A 16,663-nucleotide genomic window follows, 5' to 3' on the forward strand; every position below is an offset into this window, starting at 1 on the left:
GTTCAATCATTTCCTTCCATATCAAGCACTTTGTTTAATGCACTTCGTATGACCTGGTGCATATCGTAGTATTTATACTCAGCGAGTCGGCCACCGAAAATTACATTTTCAGACTCTTCTTTTGCCAACTGTCGATATTGTTTAAATAACGCCATATTTTTTTCATCGTTTACCGGATAGTACGGTTCGTCACCAGGTTTCCACTCGGAAGGATACTCTTTGGTAATGATAGTATGCGCCGTTTCTACCGGGTCAAAGTGCTTGTGTTCAATGATTCGAGTATAAGGTATGGTGCGTTCTGTATAGTTAACAACCGCATTACCTTGAAAGTTAGCGGTATCCATTCGATCATTTTCAAATCTTAAAGAGCGGTACTCTAAGCGCCCAAGTTGATTATCAAAGTATTCATCGATTGGTCCGGTATAAATCACCTTGTCAGCCATTGATTGAAAGTGATTTTTGTCCGATAAAAAGTCTACACCTAATTGAACTTCCGCCTTTTCTAACATCTTTTCAATCAGCTTGGTGTATCCCCCAATTGGAACCCCCTGATAACGATCAGAAAAGTAATTGTTATCATAAGTTAAACGTACCGGAAGACGGCGAATGATAAAAGCAGGAAGCTCAGAACAATCTCGTCCCCACTGTTTTTCCGTGTACCCTTTTATTAAGGCCTCATAAATATCACGCCCTACCAAAGAAATCGCTTGCTCTTCTAAGTTGGTCGGCGTTTTATCCGCCATTTCAGCTCTTTGTTCACACAATTTTTCTTCGGCTTCAGCGGGTGTAGTCACTCCCCACAACTGATAAAACGTGTTCATATTAAAGGGTAAGTTATATAATTTGCCTTTATAGTTAGCTAACGGTGAGTTGGTAAAGCGGTTAAACTCCACGAGCTCATTAACATAATCCCATATCGCTTTATCATTCGTATGGAAGATATGAGCACCATATTTATGTACTTGAATGCCGTCATTATCTTCAGTGTACACATTGCCGCCAATATGCTGTCGACGATCTATCACCAGCACTGAGCGTCCTAGCTTTGTCAGCTCATTAGCACATACGGCACCAAATAACCCCGCACCTACTATTAAATAATCATATTTCATAACTTTATTCCGAAGCGTTTTATTGCTATTGAACGATTCCGTAAGTAATTTGAGTTGTTTATTGAGAGCAACGTCTCAAAATATCCACCAAAGCGTTCATTGAAGAGATGATAAGTCCAAGGCTACTTTTCACTAAAAGCTCATTCGGGCCATATTAACAATAAATCCAATTAACCTAAACTCAGTGAACACACGGTCTAGTAGGAATAAATAAAATGCCCCGTAATTACGAGTAGAAAAATCATGACGAGATAAAACTACTGCCAAAAACTTACCTAGTGATGTCAACAAATTTGATGATATGGATGCAAAAATAAACAATATTTAGATTGACCATGTAGGATACATATCAAACCGAACCAGTTAATACTGTAGCGAAAAACTCAAATTCACTACAGTGGCTGAATATTACAGAGAAGCATGCCTTCACTATCTTTCATAGAGAGCTTTGGAGCAAGCTGATCCGTTAGAGGCCACTCGACCCCTATCTCTGGATCATCCCATGCGATAGAGACTTCTGCCCCGGGGTTGTAATAATCAGTGCACTTATATACAAACTCAGCCTCTAGGCTGGTGACATAAAAGCCATGCGCAAACCCTTCCGGTACCCAGAGTTGACGTTTATTTTCTGCAGACAAATATTCTCCGACCCACTGGCCATAAGTTGGAGAGTTTTTACGGATATCAACAGCCACATCAAACACTTCACCAGAGATAACTCGTACTAGCTTTCCTTGCGTGTTCTCTTTTTGAAAATGCAGTCCGCGTAAAATACCACCTTTGGACTTCGAGTGATTATCTTGAACAAATTGAACCTTTTTACCAACAACTAGCTCTTCAAATTTTTTTTGATTCCAGGTTTCCATGAAAAAACCTCGCTCATCGCCAAACACTTGGGGTTCGATAATTTTAACATCTGGAATAGCGGTTGACGTTACCTTCATTCTTGATATGCCTTTATGTTTTTTAAAGCTTTTTTCCACAGGCTTGGTTTAACTGAGAAGACTTCTTCTATCTTGCTGCAGTCTAGTCGAGTATCCAATGGCCTTTTGGCAGGCAATGGGTATTCTTGGGTGGGGATTGGATGCACTATCATTTTTTTACTGTCATCTAATGAAGATGAAACGTTAGAAAAAATTTCTTCCGCAAACTGATACCAACTAACGTGAGGCCATCCAGAATAATGATAAATACCAGACAGATCCTCTTCAGTATTCAACATCCTGTCCATCATACTAATCAACGTATGAGCAATGTCTCCAGCATAGGTTGGAGCACTCACTTGATCATCTACCACGCTAATTTCGTCTCGCGTCTTTGATAATCTGAGCATGGTCTTCACAAAGTTATTACCAATTTCCCCGAACACCCAGGAAGTTCTAAGTATTGCATAGCGAGAAGACATAGCCATAAGCTTTTGCTCTCCCTTAAGTTTACTTTCCCCATAAACATTTTGTGGGTTAGTAATATCTTTTTCGGAATAAGGCTTATCACTTTCACCATCAAACACATAGTCGGTTGAAATATGCAGCATAATTGCGTCCACATGAGACGCAGCTTTAGCAAGGTTTTCAACAGCATCGACATTGACGGCATAACACTGCGGCGAATTTTGTTCAGCGTCGTCGACGGCTGTGTAGGCTGCCGCGTTAATAATCACATGCGGTTGCACCAACTTAACAGTAGAAGCCACGCAATTTGCATTCGTGATATCAAGTTCTTTTCGATCAAAAGCAAACAACTCAACATCAGTTCTCAAATTTAGTTTCGACACTAAACTGGTGCCTACCTGACCATTGCAGCCAGTCACAATAACTTTAATCATTTTTTGTGTCCGATACTAAGCGCAAAAGATATTGACCATATTCATTTTTTGACATTGGAGTCGCAATACGTACCATGTCTTCATTTGATAACCAACCATTGCGCCAAGCAATTTCTTCTAAGCAGGCAACTTTTAGCCCTTGAACTTCTTCAATGGTCTGAACAAACGAGGAAGCTTGATGCAAGCTCTCGTGCGTACCAGAGTCTAACCACGCAAAACCTCTTCCTAATAACTCTACATTTAGTGAGCTATCTTCTAGATACATTTGGTTTAAAGCGGTAATTTCTAACTCGCCCCTTTCTGACGGTTGAATCGTTTTCGCCCAATCAACAACACGATTATCATAGAAATATAAACCAGTGACTGCATAATTAGACTTAGGGACTTTAGGTTTCTCTTCGATTGTCCTAGCTTTCATCTCTGAATCAAATTCAACTACGCCAAAACGCTCTGGGTCTTTTACCTGATACCCAAAAACTGTCGCGCCTGTTTTTTGGCCTGCGGCACGTCGCAATACCTGAGAAAAGGATTGTCCATAAAAAATATTATCGCCTAATACCAAGCAAACCGATTCTTCACCGATAAACTCTTCACCAATAATAAACGCTTGAGCCAGACCTTCCGGCTTTTCTTGCACGGCATAGGTCAACGAAATACCAAAATCAGAACCATCGCCAAGCAAGCGCTTAAAACCATCCTGATCTTCTGGTGTGGTGATTATCAAGATGTCTTTGATGCCTGCGAGCATGAGTACAGACAACGGATAATAAACCATTGGTTTGTCATACACTGGTAGTAACTGTTTTGATACACCACGTGTTATCGGATAAAGACGGGTCCCTGACCCACCCGCTAGTACAATACCTTTCATTTAAATCCCGCTATCGATTAGTTTCCAAGACGCTCTAGACTGTATGACCCATCTAAAACACGCTGCCACCACATTTCGTTTTCTAAATACCATACGACGGTTTTACGCAACCCGGTTTCAAAGGTTTCCTGTGGTTTCCACCCAAGGTCGCGCTCGATCTTCGAGGCGTCGATGGCATATCGCACATCATGCCCAGGGCGGTCTTTAACAAAAGTAATCAAGTCACGGTAGTGCACAACGTCCTTTGGCTTCTCCGGAACCAATTCCTCGAGCAACTCACACAGCGTGCGCACAACCTCAATATTGGCCTTTTCGTTATGCCCACCGATATTATAGGTTTCACCAATATTACCTTCTGTCGCGACCTTATATAGGGCCCGTGCGTGATCTTCAACAAATAGCCAATCACGAATTTGCATTCCGTCACCATAAACTGGCAGTGGTTTACCTTTCAGCGCATTCAGAATGATTAACGGGATCAGTTTCTCAGGGAAATGGAATGGACCATAGTTATTGGAACAGTTGGTTATCAGGCTCGGAAAGCCATAAGTGCGCTGCCATGCTCTCACCAAGTGATCGCTGGACGCTTTTGACGCAGAATAAGGCGAAGATGGTGCGTACGGTGTCTCTTCGGTAAACAAGTCATCGGTGCCTTCCAAGTCTCCGTAGACTTCGTCCGTTGAAATATGATGGAAGCGGAACGCGGCTTGCTTTTCTGTTTCAAGTTGTTTCCAATAGGCTCGCGCTACTTCTAACAACGTATAAGTGCCAACAATATTGGTTTCAATAAACGCGGCTGGGCCATCGATTGAACGGTCAACATGTGATTCTGCTGCCAGATGCATGACCACATCAGGTTGGTACTGTGCAAAAATACGCTCCAACCCAATGCGATCACAGATATCAACTTGTTCAAACGCATAGCGCTCATTACATTCCACTTCAGTCAGTGACTCTAAGTTACCCGCGTAAGTCAGTTTATCGACGTTAACAACAGAGTCTTGAGTGTGATTAATGATGTGACGTACGACAGCAGAACCAATAAATCCTGCACCACCAGTAACTAATATCTTCATTTTGATAATTGTCCAACATGAAATGAATCAACGCATTCTACGCCAAGCGAACATGCCTGATAAATAATGGGGAAGTATAACAAATTTAGCGAGTCGCTGGTGAGTCTTCCATGGCGCGAATGATGAAACATTCTTCAACGAAACTGAACCGCATGTTCGGTTCCACTCAGCGAACGGATGATTCATAACCTTTAACAACCGCATCAAACTCGGTTGGTTGCCAGTGGATTTTGCACTTTGCCAATTCTTTTTGAAATGAACGATGTAACCTGTCTAGATTACCCTGTCTCCAGCTCGAACCCGGTGTTTGAGCACACTTATCGAAATCAATGATCCATACCGTATCATCTGCATCGATGAGAATATTATGGATATTCAAATCCGTATGATTCACGCCTGCGTTATGCATTTTTGCAATCTCTTCGCCAATACGCTCATACATTTTTGCCGATAAACTCTGCTCTTGAAGGATATCAACTAAGTCTTTCGCATGTGGAATACGTTCGCTCAGTAAGTCAGCTTGATAGGTTAAACCCATTTTTACCGCTCTTGCGGCGATCGGCTTAGGTACGTTCACGCCCGCTTTTGTCAGCGTAAGTAACAGCTGAAACTCTTGCGCACTGCGTGTGTTTTCCCAACCAGAGAACCAGTAATTGTCTTTGACTAGTTTGCCAAACAAACCACCACGTCGATAATGCCGTAAGGCCGCTTGCATACCTTTGAGCTGGACAAACCAAGTCGTACCGCGCCCAGTAGCACTGCCAACCACCGCGCCTTCCCGTTGCCAATAATCGATATCAAACAGGGATTGTACTGGGTCAGAAACGCTGGATTCATCGTACCAAATTCGGAGGTTATTCTGTTGGAAAAGCTTCATGGTATACCTTAGCTGAGAAATGCATGTCCAAGTTCCCTCACGAATCAGGCATTCGCTTATAGATAAACTTTTTTGCATCAATGAATGGGCTATACAGTATGTTACCTTGTTCTGATTCAGGGACCAATCAAAGCAATAAGAAAACTGATACAGCTCAAGCGAAGTAGTACGGACGTTTAAAAATCTCAAGTAAGATCACTATTATCAAACAAGCTTTGGTACACTTAGCACACTGATAGATATCCTAATATTTCTAGTCGAAAGGTTCATCATGAAGATAGCACTGATTCACATGCGTCACGCCAAGGTTGGTGGCACAGAGCTCTTTTTAAATCAATTGTCTAAGTACCTTTGTGAGCAAGGTGAAGAAGTCACTGTCATTTGCCGTTCTCACGAAGAGCCGAGCCATCCAAACATCAAGTTTGTTCAACTCAAACCGTGGAGCTTAGGCAAAGCTCATCGTGCATACCGTTTTGCTAAAGCGGTTGAAAAGCATGTCGCAGAAAGCGATTACGACATTGTCTACGCATTAGGGAAAACCTGGACACACGATCTGATTCGCGTTGGTGGTGGTACACGTAAACACATCGTTAAACTGAGAAAAGACCAGCGGCCTACTCCGCGTGATCGCGTTTCGATGTACATTGAACAAAAAGCACTAACTTCTGAAAACAACCTGTTTGTGGTGTCGAACTCACACAAAAGCAGCACTGAAATCATGGAAGACTATGGCGTTGACGCAAATAAAATCGCGACGATTCATAATGCTGTTGATCTTAACCGTTTCTCTCGTGAACGTTGTGCAGAACAAGTTGCACAACTCAAACAGAAACTTCAACTTAATGATCAACATCCGATTTTTCTATTTTTAGGCTCAGGTTACAACCGCAAAGGTCTGGAGCCCACACTGCGAGCATTCAGCTTGCTAAAGCAACAAGCCAGCTTAGTGATTGTCGGCAACGAGCAACATCCACAACCTTATAAAGACCTCGCTAAATCGTTAGGTATTGAAGACAAATGCCATTTTTTAGGCAAACAAGGCAATCCTGAAGTGTTCTTTAGTATGGCGTCTTGCTATGTGTTCCCAACCAAGTATGAACCGTTTGGCTTTACCGCCATCGAGGCACTCTCGAGCGGCTGTCCGGTGATCACAACCGTCGATTGCGGTGCAAAAGAGGTGATGAACGACAGCGTTAGTACCATTCTTGAAAAAGACTACACCGTTGAAAAACTGGCCGAGGCAATGACATATTGGGCAGAAGAAGCGAAGTCAGACGAGTTCCGTAACGCATGCCGACAGTCCGTCGCTCCACTCGATGTGAATAACATCATGGAGATGAACTATCAGCTGATAAAAAAAGCATGGCAGAAAAAGCAACAAAAGTAGACACCGTCCAATTAGCGTCAATACAAATTCACTCAGAGAGCAGTTATATGCTCTCTTTGCTTTTTGGGTCGCGACTTAGTTCCATCAACGCAAGGCTGGTTACTCGCTCTGCCGAAATCGATTGAATGGCTTTGTTCTCTTCATCAGGGAACACACACCAAGAGTGATTGGTGCAGTGGTACCACTCCTGCAACGGAATATAAGGTGAGGTTGCGCCCCAACTTCCTACATTCCAGCCCCAAATCATCACCATTGGGACTTTCAACATTTGGAATATATGACACGGTCCGCAATCATTGGCCAGAGTGATTCGCGACGAGTTAGCGATATCCACTAACGTCTGGATACTCGGAGATTGGACAATTTCATAAGGACAGCCTTTCAGGCACGCTTCTACGACTGCGGCTTTATCGCACTCTTGCGGCCCTAAAATCACCGTGATGGTCTCAATACTTTTCGACGTTTGATAGATCGTCTTCGCCGCCTCACAATACTTTTCTATTGGCCAGACTTTGAACTCACCTGCTCCACCCGCTGGTACTATGGTCAAGCGCGACTTGGTTTGTTGAGCAGAATCTTTACTGCCGAGCATATTAATAATGCTCGTGTCGTACTGTGTGCCAAACACCACATTACCTAACTCTAAGTTATTGTTTGCAACGTACTGCTTGCCTTTTTGCGTGAACACGTGTTGGCTGTAGAACCCATATTTATCCAGCAGTTTGGAATTGCTAAACGCATATTTTTCTTTCACTTTTGCCAAAAATAACGCGGCGTGAACGCGCTCCGATCCGGAGTAGATGTTGAATACTTTATCAAACTTTTGGGCGTTGAGACTCGAGACAATTTTGAAGATGCTCCAACCTTTGTAGTTAACAATTTTTTCAGCAAGTCCCGCAGTCACAAGCAACTCACTGTTGTTGGACTTGGTATACACCGTTATCTTTGCGTCTTTAATTTCTTTTCTGATTGCACAAAGTAAGGGAATTTGCGTTGTGATATTGCCAAATTGGGCTCTGTGTGGAACGAATACAGCCACGTTTGTCATTAATATATCCACCTGATATACAAAAAGCATGACTGATAGTCACCAGAAATGCCGAAAACTTGATCATTAACCGGACGCCGGACTATATCAAAAATTGACATGGTATTTACATTCAGAACGAATTTTTTGAAGAAGAAAATGCAAAAACAAAACCAAGCTCAAATATTGGCACCACTAGGCTGTGGGTAAAAGCGACAGTGGGTGCACGATTGAAATAATATGCGCCTAAGATAATAAGAGAGTTTTGCAATTTAATGATCAACCCGTGGAGGATACTTGCACTATCCGGAGATTCTCTTAGAACTCGGCATCTTGAGGTGATTAGGGTATACATTCATTGGATGCAACTGCATAATTCAATTATTAACAATCACTTTTTTGCAATCATGAGCCTTTTTACGACACCTCCGAAGAAAATCTGTATTCTAAGACTCTCGGCTATTGGCGATGTGTGCAACACCATTGCGGTGGTACAAGCGATACAAAAGCACTGGCCGAGCACAGAAATCACGTGGATAACCGGAAAGTTGGAAGCACAATTACTCCAATCTATTCCAAACATTAATGTGGTGGTGTTTGATAAAAAGAAAGGTTTAAAAGAGTACTTTCGGGTTTGGCGAGCGTTAAAACCTATTCGCTTTGATGCGCTGCTTCACATGCAGTATGCCATTCGAGCCAGCCTTCTGACCGTCGGTATCAAAGCCAGATACAAACTGGGCTTTGATGCGAAGAGAAGCCAAGACGGTCAGCGTTTGTTTACCAACGTGAAAGTTCCGTCGCCGTCCTCTTATCATGTATTGGATGGATTATGCCAATTTGCCACGACCCTTGGTGTGCCAGCATTTGTGCCTGAATGGTCACTGAACTATTCTGAGCAAGCAGCAAACTGGGCAACTACGCACCTCTCCAAAGGTAAGCCTAATCTAGTGATCGTACCCGGGGCGAGTAAGGCGTACAAAAACTGGACAGCAGCCGGTTACGTAGACGTGATTGATTATGCGGTGGCGAATAACTTGAATGTCATTCTTGCTGGCAGCCCTGCACAAGTGGAGAAAGATCTTGGTCAAGACATTGAGCGACGACTTGATGTACCTGTTACGAACCTGATTGGCAAAAGTTCGCTGCTGCAAATGTTAGCACTGCTTGATAAAGCCGACCTTGTTATCGCTCCGGATACAGGACCGACACATATGGCTAATGCGATGGGGACACCAGTGATTGGACTCTACGCCCATCATAATCCTGAGCGCACAGGACCTTATAATTATCGTGATTTCGTCGTATCCGCCTATAACGAAGCGCTCTGGGCAGAAACCCAAAAACAACCAGATGAGGTCGACTGGAGAACCCGAGTTCAGGATGAAAAAGCGATGCAAAGAATCACCAGCGAACAGGTCATCAACATGCTAGATAACATGTTGCCTACCCTTCAATCTGAGCAAGTCAACGCATGAATATTTGTCACGTCAACTTAGCTTCCGGTTATCACGGCGGCGAAAACCAAACTCTTCAGCTCATCAAGCAACAGGTTAAGCAGGGTTACCACCTCACCGTGGTCGCCAATCCGAAAAGCCCGTTTGCCGATGCGATTCGCCAATTGGATGTGAAACTCGTGCTAGCGACACATTTTACTAAAGCGCACGCTAAATCGATTACCAAAGATTGTGCATTAATCCATGTTCATGAAGGCCGAGCCATTTACTGGGCGCTGATTCAACATATGCTGTTTGGCACCCCCTATATTGTGACGCGCCGAATCGATAACACGCTAAAAAAGAAGTGGTTGGCGAACCTTGCTTACTCCAAAGCCGCTGCGGTTGTGGGGCTGAGTAAAGAAATTGTACACAAAGTGAAAGATGCTTACCCAAAGCTCACTACGTATAGAATTCCAAGCTCTCCAGTCAACTACCCGACCAACAAGGAGAATGTTGCCAACATCAGGCAACGCTTTGCTGGCAAGTTTTTGGTTATTCACGCGGCAAACATGTTGGAACATAAAGGTTTTGATGTGTCTATTGCCGCGGCTGCCAAGCTACTTGAAAAGTCAGAGTTACCTATCCATATTTGTTTGCTGGGCGACGGGCCTGAGCGCACAACGCTTGAATCGCAGGCTGAAGGGATCACGAATGTGAGCTTTGAAGGCAAACAAAGCAATATGGGGGACTGGTTTGCAGCGGCAGATCTGCAAATCCACCCGTCTTACACCGAAGGACTCGGCTCGGTGATCTTGGAAGGCATGGGAGCAGGCTTGCCTGTTATTGGCTCTCGCGCTGGCGGTATTCCGGATATCATTAAACACGAATTTAATGGTTTGTTAGTTCCGCCAGGCGATGCGAACGCGCTCGCCAAAGCCATCATGACCATCGCACGTGACTCTAAACTTCGTCAGCGATTGATCAAAAATGGCCAAGAGAAATTGAAAACCTTCGACATAAGCTACACTGCTAATCAATATGCAGACGTTTACGAGAACACTTTGCGATGAAAAAAGTCATATACCCAGGAACCTTTGATCCTATTACCAACGGACACCTTGATTTAATTGAGCGTGCTGCGGATATGTTCGATGAAGTGATTGTCGCGGTCGCTGAGAGCCCAAGTAAAAACACCATGTTCACTCTCGAAGAGCGTGTTAATTTTGTTAAAGGCGTCACCGCACATTTAACCAATGTCTCTGCTCAAGGCTTTTCTGGCTTGATGGTCGATTTTGCTCGAGATGTTAATGCCAATGTACTGATTCGGGGCCTCAGAACCACTGTGGACTTTGAGTACGAGTTCGGCTTAACTAATATGTATCGCCGATTATTGCCTGGCTTGGAAAGTGTTTTTCTCACACCCGCTGAAGAATACGCATTTATCTCATCAACCATCGTTCGCGAAGTTGCGATTCACGGCGGTGATGTCAGTGCCTTTGTTCCACAGATTGTTGCGGATGCCATGCACAGTAAAAAGCTGAACGGATAAACCTAAATAAAAAGCCTGAGATACGATACAAACGTTTGTCAGGCTCCTTTCTTCCGGTGACTCACCGTTCAAATACACTCACTTCTGACAGTCATCACAAAAGAACGTATTTCGCTGACCAATTTTTAGCTCTTGCAACGGCTCACCGCATTGCGGGCAAGGCTCTCCAGCTTTCCCATAAACCAATAACTCTTGGGCAAAGTAGCCTGGTTTTCCGTCTGCTTGAGCGAAGTCTTTAAGTGTCGTTCCGCCTTGTTTGATGGCAATGGCGAGTGTGGCTTTGATATTTTCTACCAACAAACTCCACTCTTGTGCCGTGACTTTACCAGCAGGTCGGGTGGGATGAATGCGGGACTTAAACAGCGATTCATTAGCGTAGATATTCCCCACACCAACGACGACTTTGTTATCCATAATGAACTGTTTGACTGCGACTCGCTTCGCTTGGGCTTTTTCGGCCACGTACTCCGGGTTGAACGCCTCGGTTAATGGTTCAGGCCCGATATGCTCTAGTACTGCATGGGACTCACCCGGCGCACACCAGAGCCAAGCGCCAAAACGACGCGGATCGTTATAACGCAGAATTTTGCCGTTGTTCAGTTTAAGATCAACATGATCGTGCTTTGCCGCAGGAAACTCCGCATCTAGCACCCGCAGTGACCCCGACATGCCCAAGTGCACAATCGCGGTTCCTCTATCGGTTTCAATTAATAAATATTTAGCGCGGCGGCTAATGGTGCGGATGACTTGGCCTTCAAGCAGCTTTAGCTCCTGAGGAATGTCCCAACGCAATTTGGGCGTTCGAAACGTAAATGACTGAATCGTCTGTCCGACTAGGTGTGGGCTAATCCCCATTCGGCTGACTTCTACTTCGGGTAATTCAGGCATGTTTGGCTCCATTTATCCACTTGATTCCGCAATTTTGGTTAGCATAATCGAAATGCAGAAAGAGATATACGGAAGGTTTTTAAGGTTACTCGAACAATTCGAGTTATTCAGGAAGCAGGTAATTGCCATCGACCGAAACCGCAATCCATTGTTCTTGCCAGTTTTTGAAAAGCCAAAAGTTTTTAAGGCGATAAAAGGTCACACGTTGCGGCTCTTCAATACCTTGATACCAAATTTCGATGGTTTCTGGGACTTTTAGCTCAGGCTTCAACTGTTGGTATTGCTCAGCAGAAAGCTCGGTTCCTTCCAAAGACTGCCAGCGAGACACCAGTTGTTGCGCAGGAATATTGGCTTTAATGTTCGATTGCCACTGCCCGTCAATGTTCTCTAATTCCCAACCACCGTAGTAAATTGCACTCACCTCATGATCGGAACGTAACAAGTTCGGATAAGCATCAGCCTCTTCCGATAACAAGTAGGTTTTGATCCACGTCGGCGCATTTAAAATAACAATAAATGCGATGATGCCAAGCATCAGAATATTGTTCCATCGGCGGCGACGAGCCGGACTAATGCGCATGGTTTGATATCCTAGAGGGAGGAAGATAGTAGTTGAGTATAAGATCCTAGGCTCCTAGGTGCTAGGGGTATACTGTCCTAGGGGAAAGAAAGGTACTAGGTCCTAGGGGGAGTTTGTTGGTACGTTATGTATTCACAAAGGCTATTGAGTGTGTTGTTTTGGGAATACAGAGCGCTTCGCTTACAGAATACAGAAATGCTTGACGTTAGATTTAAACATCTGAAAATAAACGTAATATTTTCCTAGGACCTAGGATCTGTCTTTCCCCTAGGATCTTGTTTCAAAAAAAACCCAGCTCGAGAGCTGGGTTTTTTCAATACACTAAAGAGACGGAATCAATTACTTGATTTTTGCTTCTTTGTACATAACGTGCTGGCGAACTACTGGATCAAATTTCTTGATCTCAAATTTGCCTGGCATGTTACGCTTGTTCTTATCAGTTGTGTAGAAGTGGCCTGTACCTGCAGAAGATACTAGACGGATTTTCTCACGAACGCCTTTCTTTGCCATTGCTTATTTCCTCTTAAACGTTTTCGCCACGTGTACGCATGTCTGCAAGAACGGTATCAATACCTTTCTTATCGATGATGCGCATACCTTTAGCAGATAGACGTAGTTTAACAAAACGTTTTTCGCTCTCTACCCAGAAACGATGAGTTTGTAGGTTCGGCAGAAAACGACGCTTAGTAGCATTTCGTGCGTGTGAACGGTTGTTACCCGTTACTGGACGCTTACCAGTTACTTGGCATACTCGTGACATGAATGTCTTCTCCAAAATCGTTTCAGCTCGATATCAACCTTGGTGGCCGAACCTCTCTATTTCTTGGAAAGAAGTTAGAGGTTAAGAACCGCTATGGAAAATCCATACAAGGCTATCAAAGGTCGCGCATTATACTAACTTGATATGCATTGCTCAAGACCCGAACAGATCCTTTTTACAGGTTTTCGTGATCTTTTTTTAGACAGCAGATTTTTTTAGCAGTCCAAGCTGAATTCAGTTAAAAATTTAGTGGCGTGGATGATAGCAGATTTTTAGCAACTAACAACCTAAAAAACGCACAGTTATATCCACCCTCTTTCTGCAAAAGAAACACTTTCTCCGTCACCGATGACGAAATGGTCCAAAATACGAATATCCACCAGCGCTAACGCATCAATTAAACGACGAGTAATTCTTCTATCGGCTTGGCTCGGCTCTGCCACTCCAGATGGATGATTATGCGCTAAAATCAAAGCTGCTGCGTTGTGATGTAAGGCTCGCTTAACCACTTCTCGTGGATACACAGACGCCGCATCCAATGTTCCTTCAAACAAGATTTCATCTTTTATCACTCTATGCTGGTTATCTAGGAAAAGAATGTAAAAAGCCTCTCTTTGTCGATCTCTTAATATAGAAGAAAGATATAACTTGGTCTGTTCCGGACTGGTCAGCGCATCCCCACGCTTTAAAGTTTCCGCCAAATAACGCTGTGTCATTTCTAAGACCGCTTGGAGTTGCACGTATTTGGCTTGCCCTAATCCTTTGTGTTGGCAAAATTCTTTTTCTGACGCTGAGAACAACTGTCTTAAAGACCCAAAATCCTGAATAAGGAAGTCGGCCAGTTCGAGTACATTCATACCTTGCGTTCCAGTCCGGAGAAAAATCGCCAGCAGTTCAGCATCACTTAATGCTTGAGGGCCGCGCTGGAGTAATTTCTCTCTCGGCATCGACTCACTCGGCAGAGCTTTTAGTATCATCAGGCTTCTCATTGAAGATAAACAGCCCTTATTGCACAAAATAAAGCACAAAAGTCGAGCTCATCGTGCGCTTTTTTCGTGTCATTATGGCTTTCTGTGTAATTTAGTCGTTCATCAATAGTGATAATCTCCGACTCAATCGAAAGCTTCTATCATCGTGGTGAGAAAGCTTAAGTGAGGGCACTTTTGAGCTTAGTCTTGCATACATCTCACTATTCGCTGTTCCATATATAAGGTTCAGAACACCCTAAAACGGTGAGTATTATGCTCAGCAAGAGGTAAGCAGACGATGAGACTTTTGGTAGTTGTGCTAAAATCGTCGCCAGAAAAATTGGAGATCTCACATGCAAACACTCGCAGGAAAGAAAATTCTACTCGGCATCAGTGGCGGCATAGCTGCATATAAATGTGCGGAGCTAACGCGTCGTCTCATCGAAAGAGGCGCGCAAGTTCAGGTTGTGATGACTAAAGCCGCCAAGGAATTTATTACCCCTCTTACCATGCAAGCCGTCTCAGGTAATCCAGTCTCTGACAGCTTACTCGACCCTGCTGCTGAAGCTTCAATGGGACACATTGAACTCGCCAAATGGGCCGATATCGTTCTACTCGCGCCTGCCACGGCGGACTTAATTGCGCGTATGGCTGCCGGCATGGGCAATGATTTACTGACCACCTTGGTACTTGCCACTGATGCGCCAGTTGCGGTATCTCCTGCGATGAACCAGCAGATGTATCAAAACGTCGCGACACAAGAGAACATTGCAACCCTGGCACGTCGAGGCATGCACATTTGGGGACCGGCAGCTGGCGAACAAGCCTGTGGCGATGTGGGTCCGGGCCGTATGTTGGAACCGATGCAGTTGGTGCATTTGTGTGAGCAATTCTTTCAGCCAAAACTTTTGGCAGGAAAATCAATACTGATTAGTGCAGGACCAACGCGCGAAGCACTCGACCCGGTGCGCTACCTAACCAACCACAGCTCTGGGAAAATGGGCTATGCATTGGCCAGTGCAGCGGCTCAAATGGGCGCGACAGTGACTTTAGTCAGTGGTCCAGTAAGCTTAAACGCGCCAAGTGGTGTTGCGCGTATTGACGTTTCAAGTGCACAAGAAATGTATGACGCGGTGATGGAAAACGCCGTCAGTCACGATGCCTTTATCAGTTGCGCTGCGGTGGCGGACTATCGCCCTCAAGACGTGGCGTCTCAAAAATTGAAAAAGACAGAAAACAACGATCACATGGTCATCAAAATGGTCAAAAACCCTGATATTGTGGCCTCGGTTTCCGCATTGACAGAGCAACGTCCATTTACGGTTGGTTTTGCTGCTGAAACCAACGATGTCGAAACGTACGCACGTGGTAAATTAGCCAAGAAGAACCTCGACATGATCTGTGCAAACGATGTATCGGTTGCAGGCCAAGGCTTTAACAGCAGTAACAATGCGCTCACGCTGTTTTGGCCAGAAGGTGAACTGACTCTCGCTTTGGAATCAAAAGAAGCCTTGAGCTTTAAAGTTCTGGAAAAAATGCACGAACTTATGTAACTAGAGCTTCAATTTTTGTCAAAAACTGGCATAAATTTGCTACGCACATGACAATTGAGAGCGTTAAATCTCCCATTCCGCTCTCAGTAGTCTAGTTTGATGCAGCATAGCGTCTTATAATCCCCTCCGCTCAACTTTGTATTTTGAAAGGAAGTAACTAATGGCCGGTAGTAGAAAATCCAATCGTCGTGAAGAGATCTTACAAGCATTAGCAGAAATGCTTGAGTCGACCGACGGCGCTTCCCGCATTACTACGGCAAAGCTGGCAAAACAAGTCGGTGTATCTGAAGCCGCACTATACCGCCACTTCCCAAGTAAAGCCCGTATGTTTGAAGGGTTGATTGAGTTCATTGAAGAAGCGTTAATGACGCGTATCAATCGCATTTTGGACGACGAGAAAGATACCTTAGAGCGCATCCGCATGGTGATGCATTTGATTCTTGCTTTTTCAGAACGTAATCCAGGTCTAACACGTATTCTTTCTGGCCATGCTTTGATGTTCGAAAATGAACGTCTACGTGAACGCATTAATCAGTTGTTTGAACGCATTGAAACCCAATTGCGTCAGATCCTACGCGAGCGTAAGCTACGTGAAGGTAAATCTTTCCCTGTCGAAGAACGAATTCTTGCCGCGCAAATTTTGGGGCAAGTAGAGGGCAGCCTGAACCGCTTTGTACGCAGTGACTTTAAATATCAGCCAACTGCAAACTTTGACGAGTACTGGGCTCTGCTAAGCGCACAAATTAAGTAAAGA

The 16,663-nt window shown here is 44.2% G+C and carries 18 protein-coding genes; 6 read left to right on the top strand and 12 right to left on the bottom strand.

Annotated features, from left to right (window positions below; translation table 11 throughout):
* Window positions 1-2 precede the first annotated feature (2 nt).
* The 6 genes from glf to SU60_RS14975 form a co-directional block, all read right to left on the bottom strand.
* Window positions 3-1,112 (bottom strand): UDP-galactopyranose mutase, encoded by a 1,110-nt coding sequence (gene glf, locus SU60_RS14950; protein ID WP_041156218.1) that lies wholly within the window; start codon window positions 1,110-1,112, stop codon window positions 3-5.
* A gap of 392 nt (window positions 1,113-1,504) precedes the next feature.
* Window positions 1,505-2,056 carry a dTDP-4-dehydrorhamnose 3,5-epimerase gene (gene rfbC / locus SU60_RS14955; protein WP_041156219.1) on the bottom strand — a complete coding sequence of 184 codons (552 nt, stop codon included), beginning with the start codon at window positions 2,054-2,056 and terminating at the stop codon, window positions 1,505-1,507.
* Window positions 2,053-2,937, bottom strand: coding sequence for a dTDP-4-dehydrorhamnose reductase (gene rfbD / locus SU60_RS14960; RefSeq protein ID WP_342418118.1), 885 nt, complete (start codon window positions 2,935-2,937; stop codon window positions 2,053-2,055). Before rfbD ends, rfbC begins: the two co-directional genes overlap by 4 nt.
* Window positions 2,930-3,808, bottom strand: coding sequence for a glucose-1-phosphate thymidylyltransferase RfbA (gene rfbA, locus SU60_RS14965; RefSeq protein ID WP_041156220.1), 879 nt, complete (start codon window positions 3,806-3,808; stop codon window positions 2,930-2,932). The genes rfbD and rfbA overlap by 8 nt, the downstream gene beginning before the upstream one ends.
* Window positions 3,809-3,825: 17 nt before the next feature.
* A complete protein-coding gene (gene rfbB, locus SU60_RS14970; protein WP_041156221.1) occupies window positions 3,826-4,884 on the bottom strand; it encodes a dTDP-glucose 4,6-dehydratase in 1,059 nt (352 codons plus the stop codon).
* Window positions 4,885-5,050: 166 nt separating this feature from the next.
* Complete coding sequence (locus SU60_RS14975; protein ID WP_041156222.1) at window positions 5,051-5,761, bottom strand: 3-deoxy-D-manno-octulosonic acid kinase; 711 nt, start codon at window positions 5,759-5,761, stop codon at window positions 5,051-5,053.
* A gap of 271 nt (window positions 5,762-6,032) precedes the next feature.
* Here SU60_RS14975 and SU60_RS14980 point away from each other — a divergent pair, with 271 nt between their 5' ends.
* Window positions 6,033-7,148 (top strand): glycosyltransferase family 4 protein, encoded by a 1,116-nt coding sequence (locus SU60_RS14980; protein ID WP_041156223.1) that lies wholly within the window; start codon window positions 6,033-6,035, stop codon window positions 7,146-7,148.
* A gap of 43 nt (window positions 7,149-7,191) precedes the next feature.
* Here the strand turns inward: SU60_RS14980 and SU60_RS14985 are convergent, their stop codons facing one another.
* Window positions 7,192-8,196 carry a glycosyltransferase family 9 protein gene (locus tag SU60_RS14985; RefSeq protein ID WP_041156224.1) on the bottom strand — a complete coding sequence of 335 codons (1,005 nt, stop codon included), beginning with the start codon at window positions 8,194-8,196 and terminating at the stop codon, window positions 7,192-7,194.
* Between the two features lie 386 nt (window positions 8,197-8,582).
* Between SU60_RS14985 and SU60_RS14990 the strand changes: the two genes are divergently transcribed.
* The 3 genes from SU60_RS14990 to coaD are packed head-to-tail and all read left to right on the top strand — an operon-like array spanning window position 8,583 to window position 11,160.
* On the top strand, window positions 8,583-9,650 hold the full coding sequence (locus tag SU60_RS14990) for a glycosyltransferase family 9 protein (RefSeq protein ID WP_041156278.1): 1,068 nt from the start codon (window positions 8,583-8,585) through the stop codon (window positions 9,648-9,650).
* A complete protein-coding gene (locus tag SU60_RS14995) occupies window positions 9,647-10,681 on the top strand; it encodes a glycosyltransferase family 4 protein (RefSeq protein WP_041156225.1) in 1,035 nt (344 codons plus the stop codon). Before SU60_RS14990 ends, SU60_RS14995 begins: the two co-directional genes overlap by 4 nt.
* Window positions 10,678-11,160 (top strand): pantetheine-phosphate adenylyltransferase, encoded by a 483-nt coding sequence (gene coaD, locus SU60_RS15000; protein WP_041156226.1) that lies wholly within the window; start codon window positions 10,678-10,680, stop codon window positions 11,158-11,160. Before SU60_RS14995 ends, coaD begins: the two co-directional genes overlap by 4 nt.
* 78 nt (window positions 11,161-11,238) lie before the next feature.
* Here coaD and mutM read toward each other — a convergent pair whose 3' ends face one another.
* From mutM to radC, 5 genes are all read right to left on the bottom strand, one after another.
* Entirely contained in the window at window positions 11,239-12,048 is an 810-nt protein-coding gene (mutM, locus tag SU60_RS15005) for a bifunctional DNA-formamidopyrimidine glycosylase/DNA-(apurinic or apyrimidinic site) lyase (RefSeq protein WP_041156227.1), read from the bottom strand.
* Window positions 12,049-12,151: 103 nt separating this feature from the next.
* Window positions 12,152-12,628, bottom strand: a complete 477-nt coding sequence (locus SU60_RS15010) for a hypothetical protein (protein ID WP_041156228.1) — start codon at window positions 12,626-12,628, stop codon at window positions 12,152-12,154.
* Window positions 12,629-12,967: 339 nt separating this feature from the next.
* Window positions 12,968-13,138, bottom strand: coding sequence for a 50S ribosomal protein L33 (gene rpmG, locus SU60_RS15015; protein ID WP_004410866.1), 171 nt, complete (start codon window positions 13,136-13,138; stop codon window positions 12,968-12,970).
* 13 nt (window positions 13,139-13,151) lie between these two features.
* The gene (rpmB, locus tag SU60_RS15020) at window positions 13,152-13,388 is read right to left on the bottom strand and encodes a 50S ribosomal protein L28 (RefSeq protein WP_041156229.1); all 237 of its coding nucleotides are present in this window, start codon (window positions 13,386-13,388) and stop codon (window positions 13,152-13,154) included.
* Window positions 13,389-13,690: 302 nt separating this feature from the next.
* Window positions 13,691-14,365 carry a RadC family protein gene (gene radC, locus SU60_RS15025; RefSeq protein WP_041156230.1) on the bottom strand — a complete coding sequence of 225 codons (675 nt, stop codon included), beginning with the start codon at window positions 14,363-14,365 and terminating at the stop codon, window positions 13,691-13,693.
* 344 nt (window positions 14,366-14,709) lie between these two features.
* Between radC and coaBC the strand changes: the two genes are divergently transcribed.
* Together coaBC and slmA are read left to right on the top strand one after the other, a co-directional pair.
* Window positions 14,710-15,909, top strand: coding sequence for a bifunctional phosphopantothenoylcysteine decarboxylase/phosphopantothenate--cysteine ligase CoaBC (gene coaBC, locus SU60_RS15030; RefSeq protein WP_041156231.1), 1,200 nt, complete (start codon window positions 14,710-14,712; stop codon window positions 15,907-15,909).
* 160 nt (window positions 15,910-16,069) lie between these two features.
* Window positions 16,070-16,660 (top strand): nucleoid occlusion factor SlmA, encoded by a 591-nt coding sequence (gene slmA / locus SU60_RS15035; protein ID WP_041156232.1) that lies wholly within the window; start codon window positions 16,070-16,072, stop codon window positions 16,658-16,660.
* The last annotated feature ends 3 nt before the right edge of the window (window positions 16,661-16,663 follow it).

The sequence above is a fragment of the Vibrio mytili genome (genome assembly GCF_000830505.1).
In the GTDB taxonomy this organism is placed as follows: domain Bacteria; phylum Pseudomonadota; class Gammaproteobacteria; order Enterobacterales; family Vibrionaceae; genus Vibrio; species Vibrio mytili.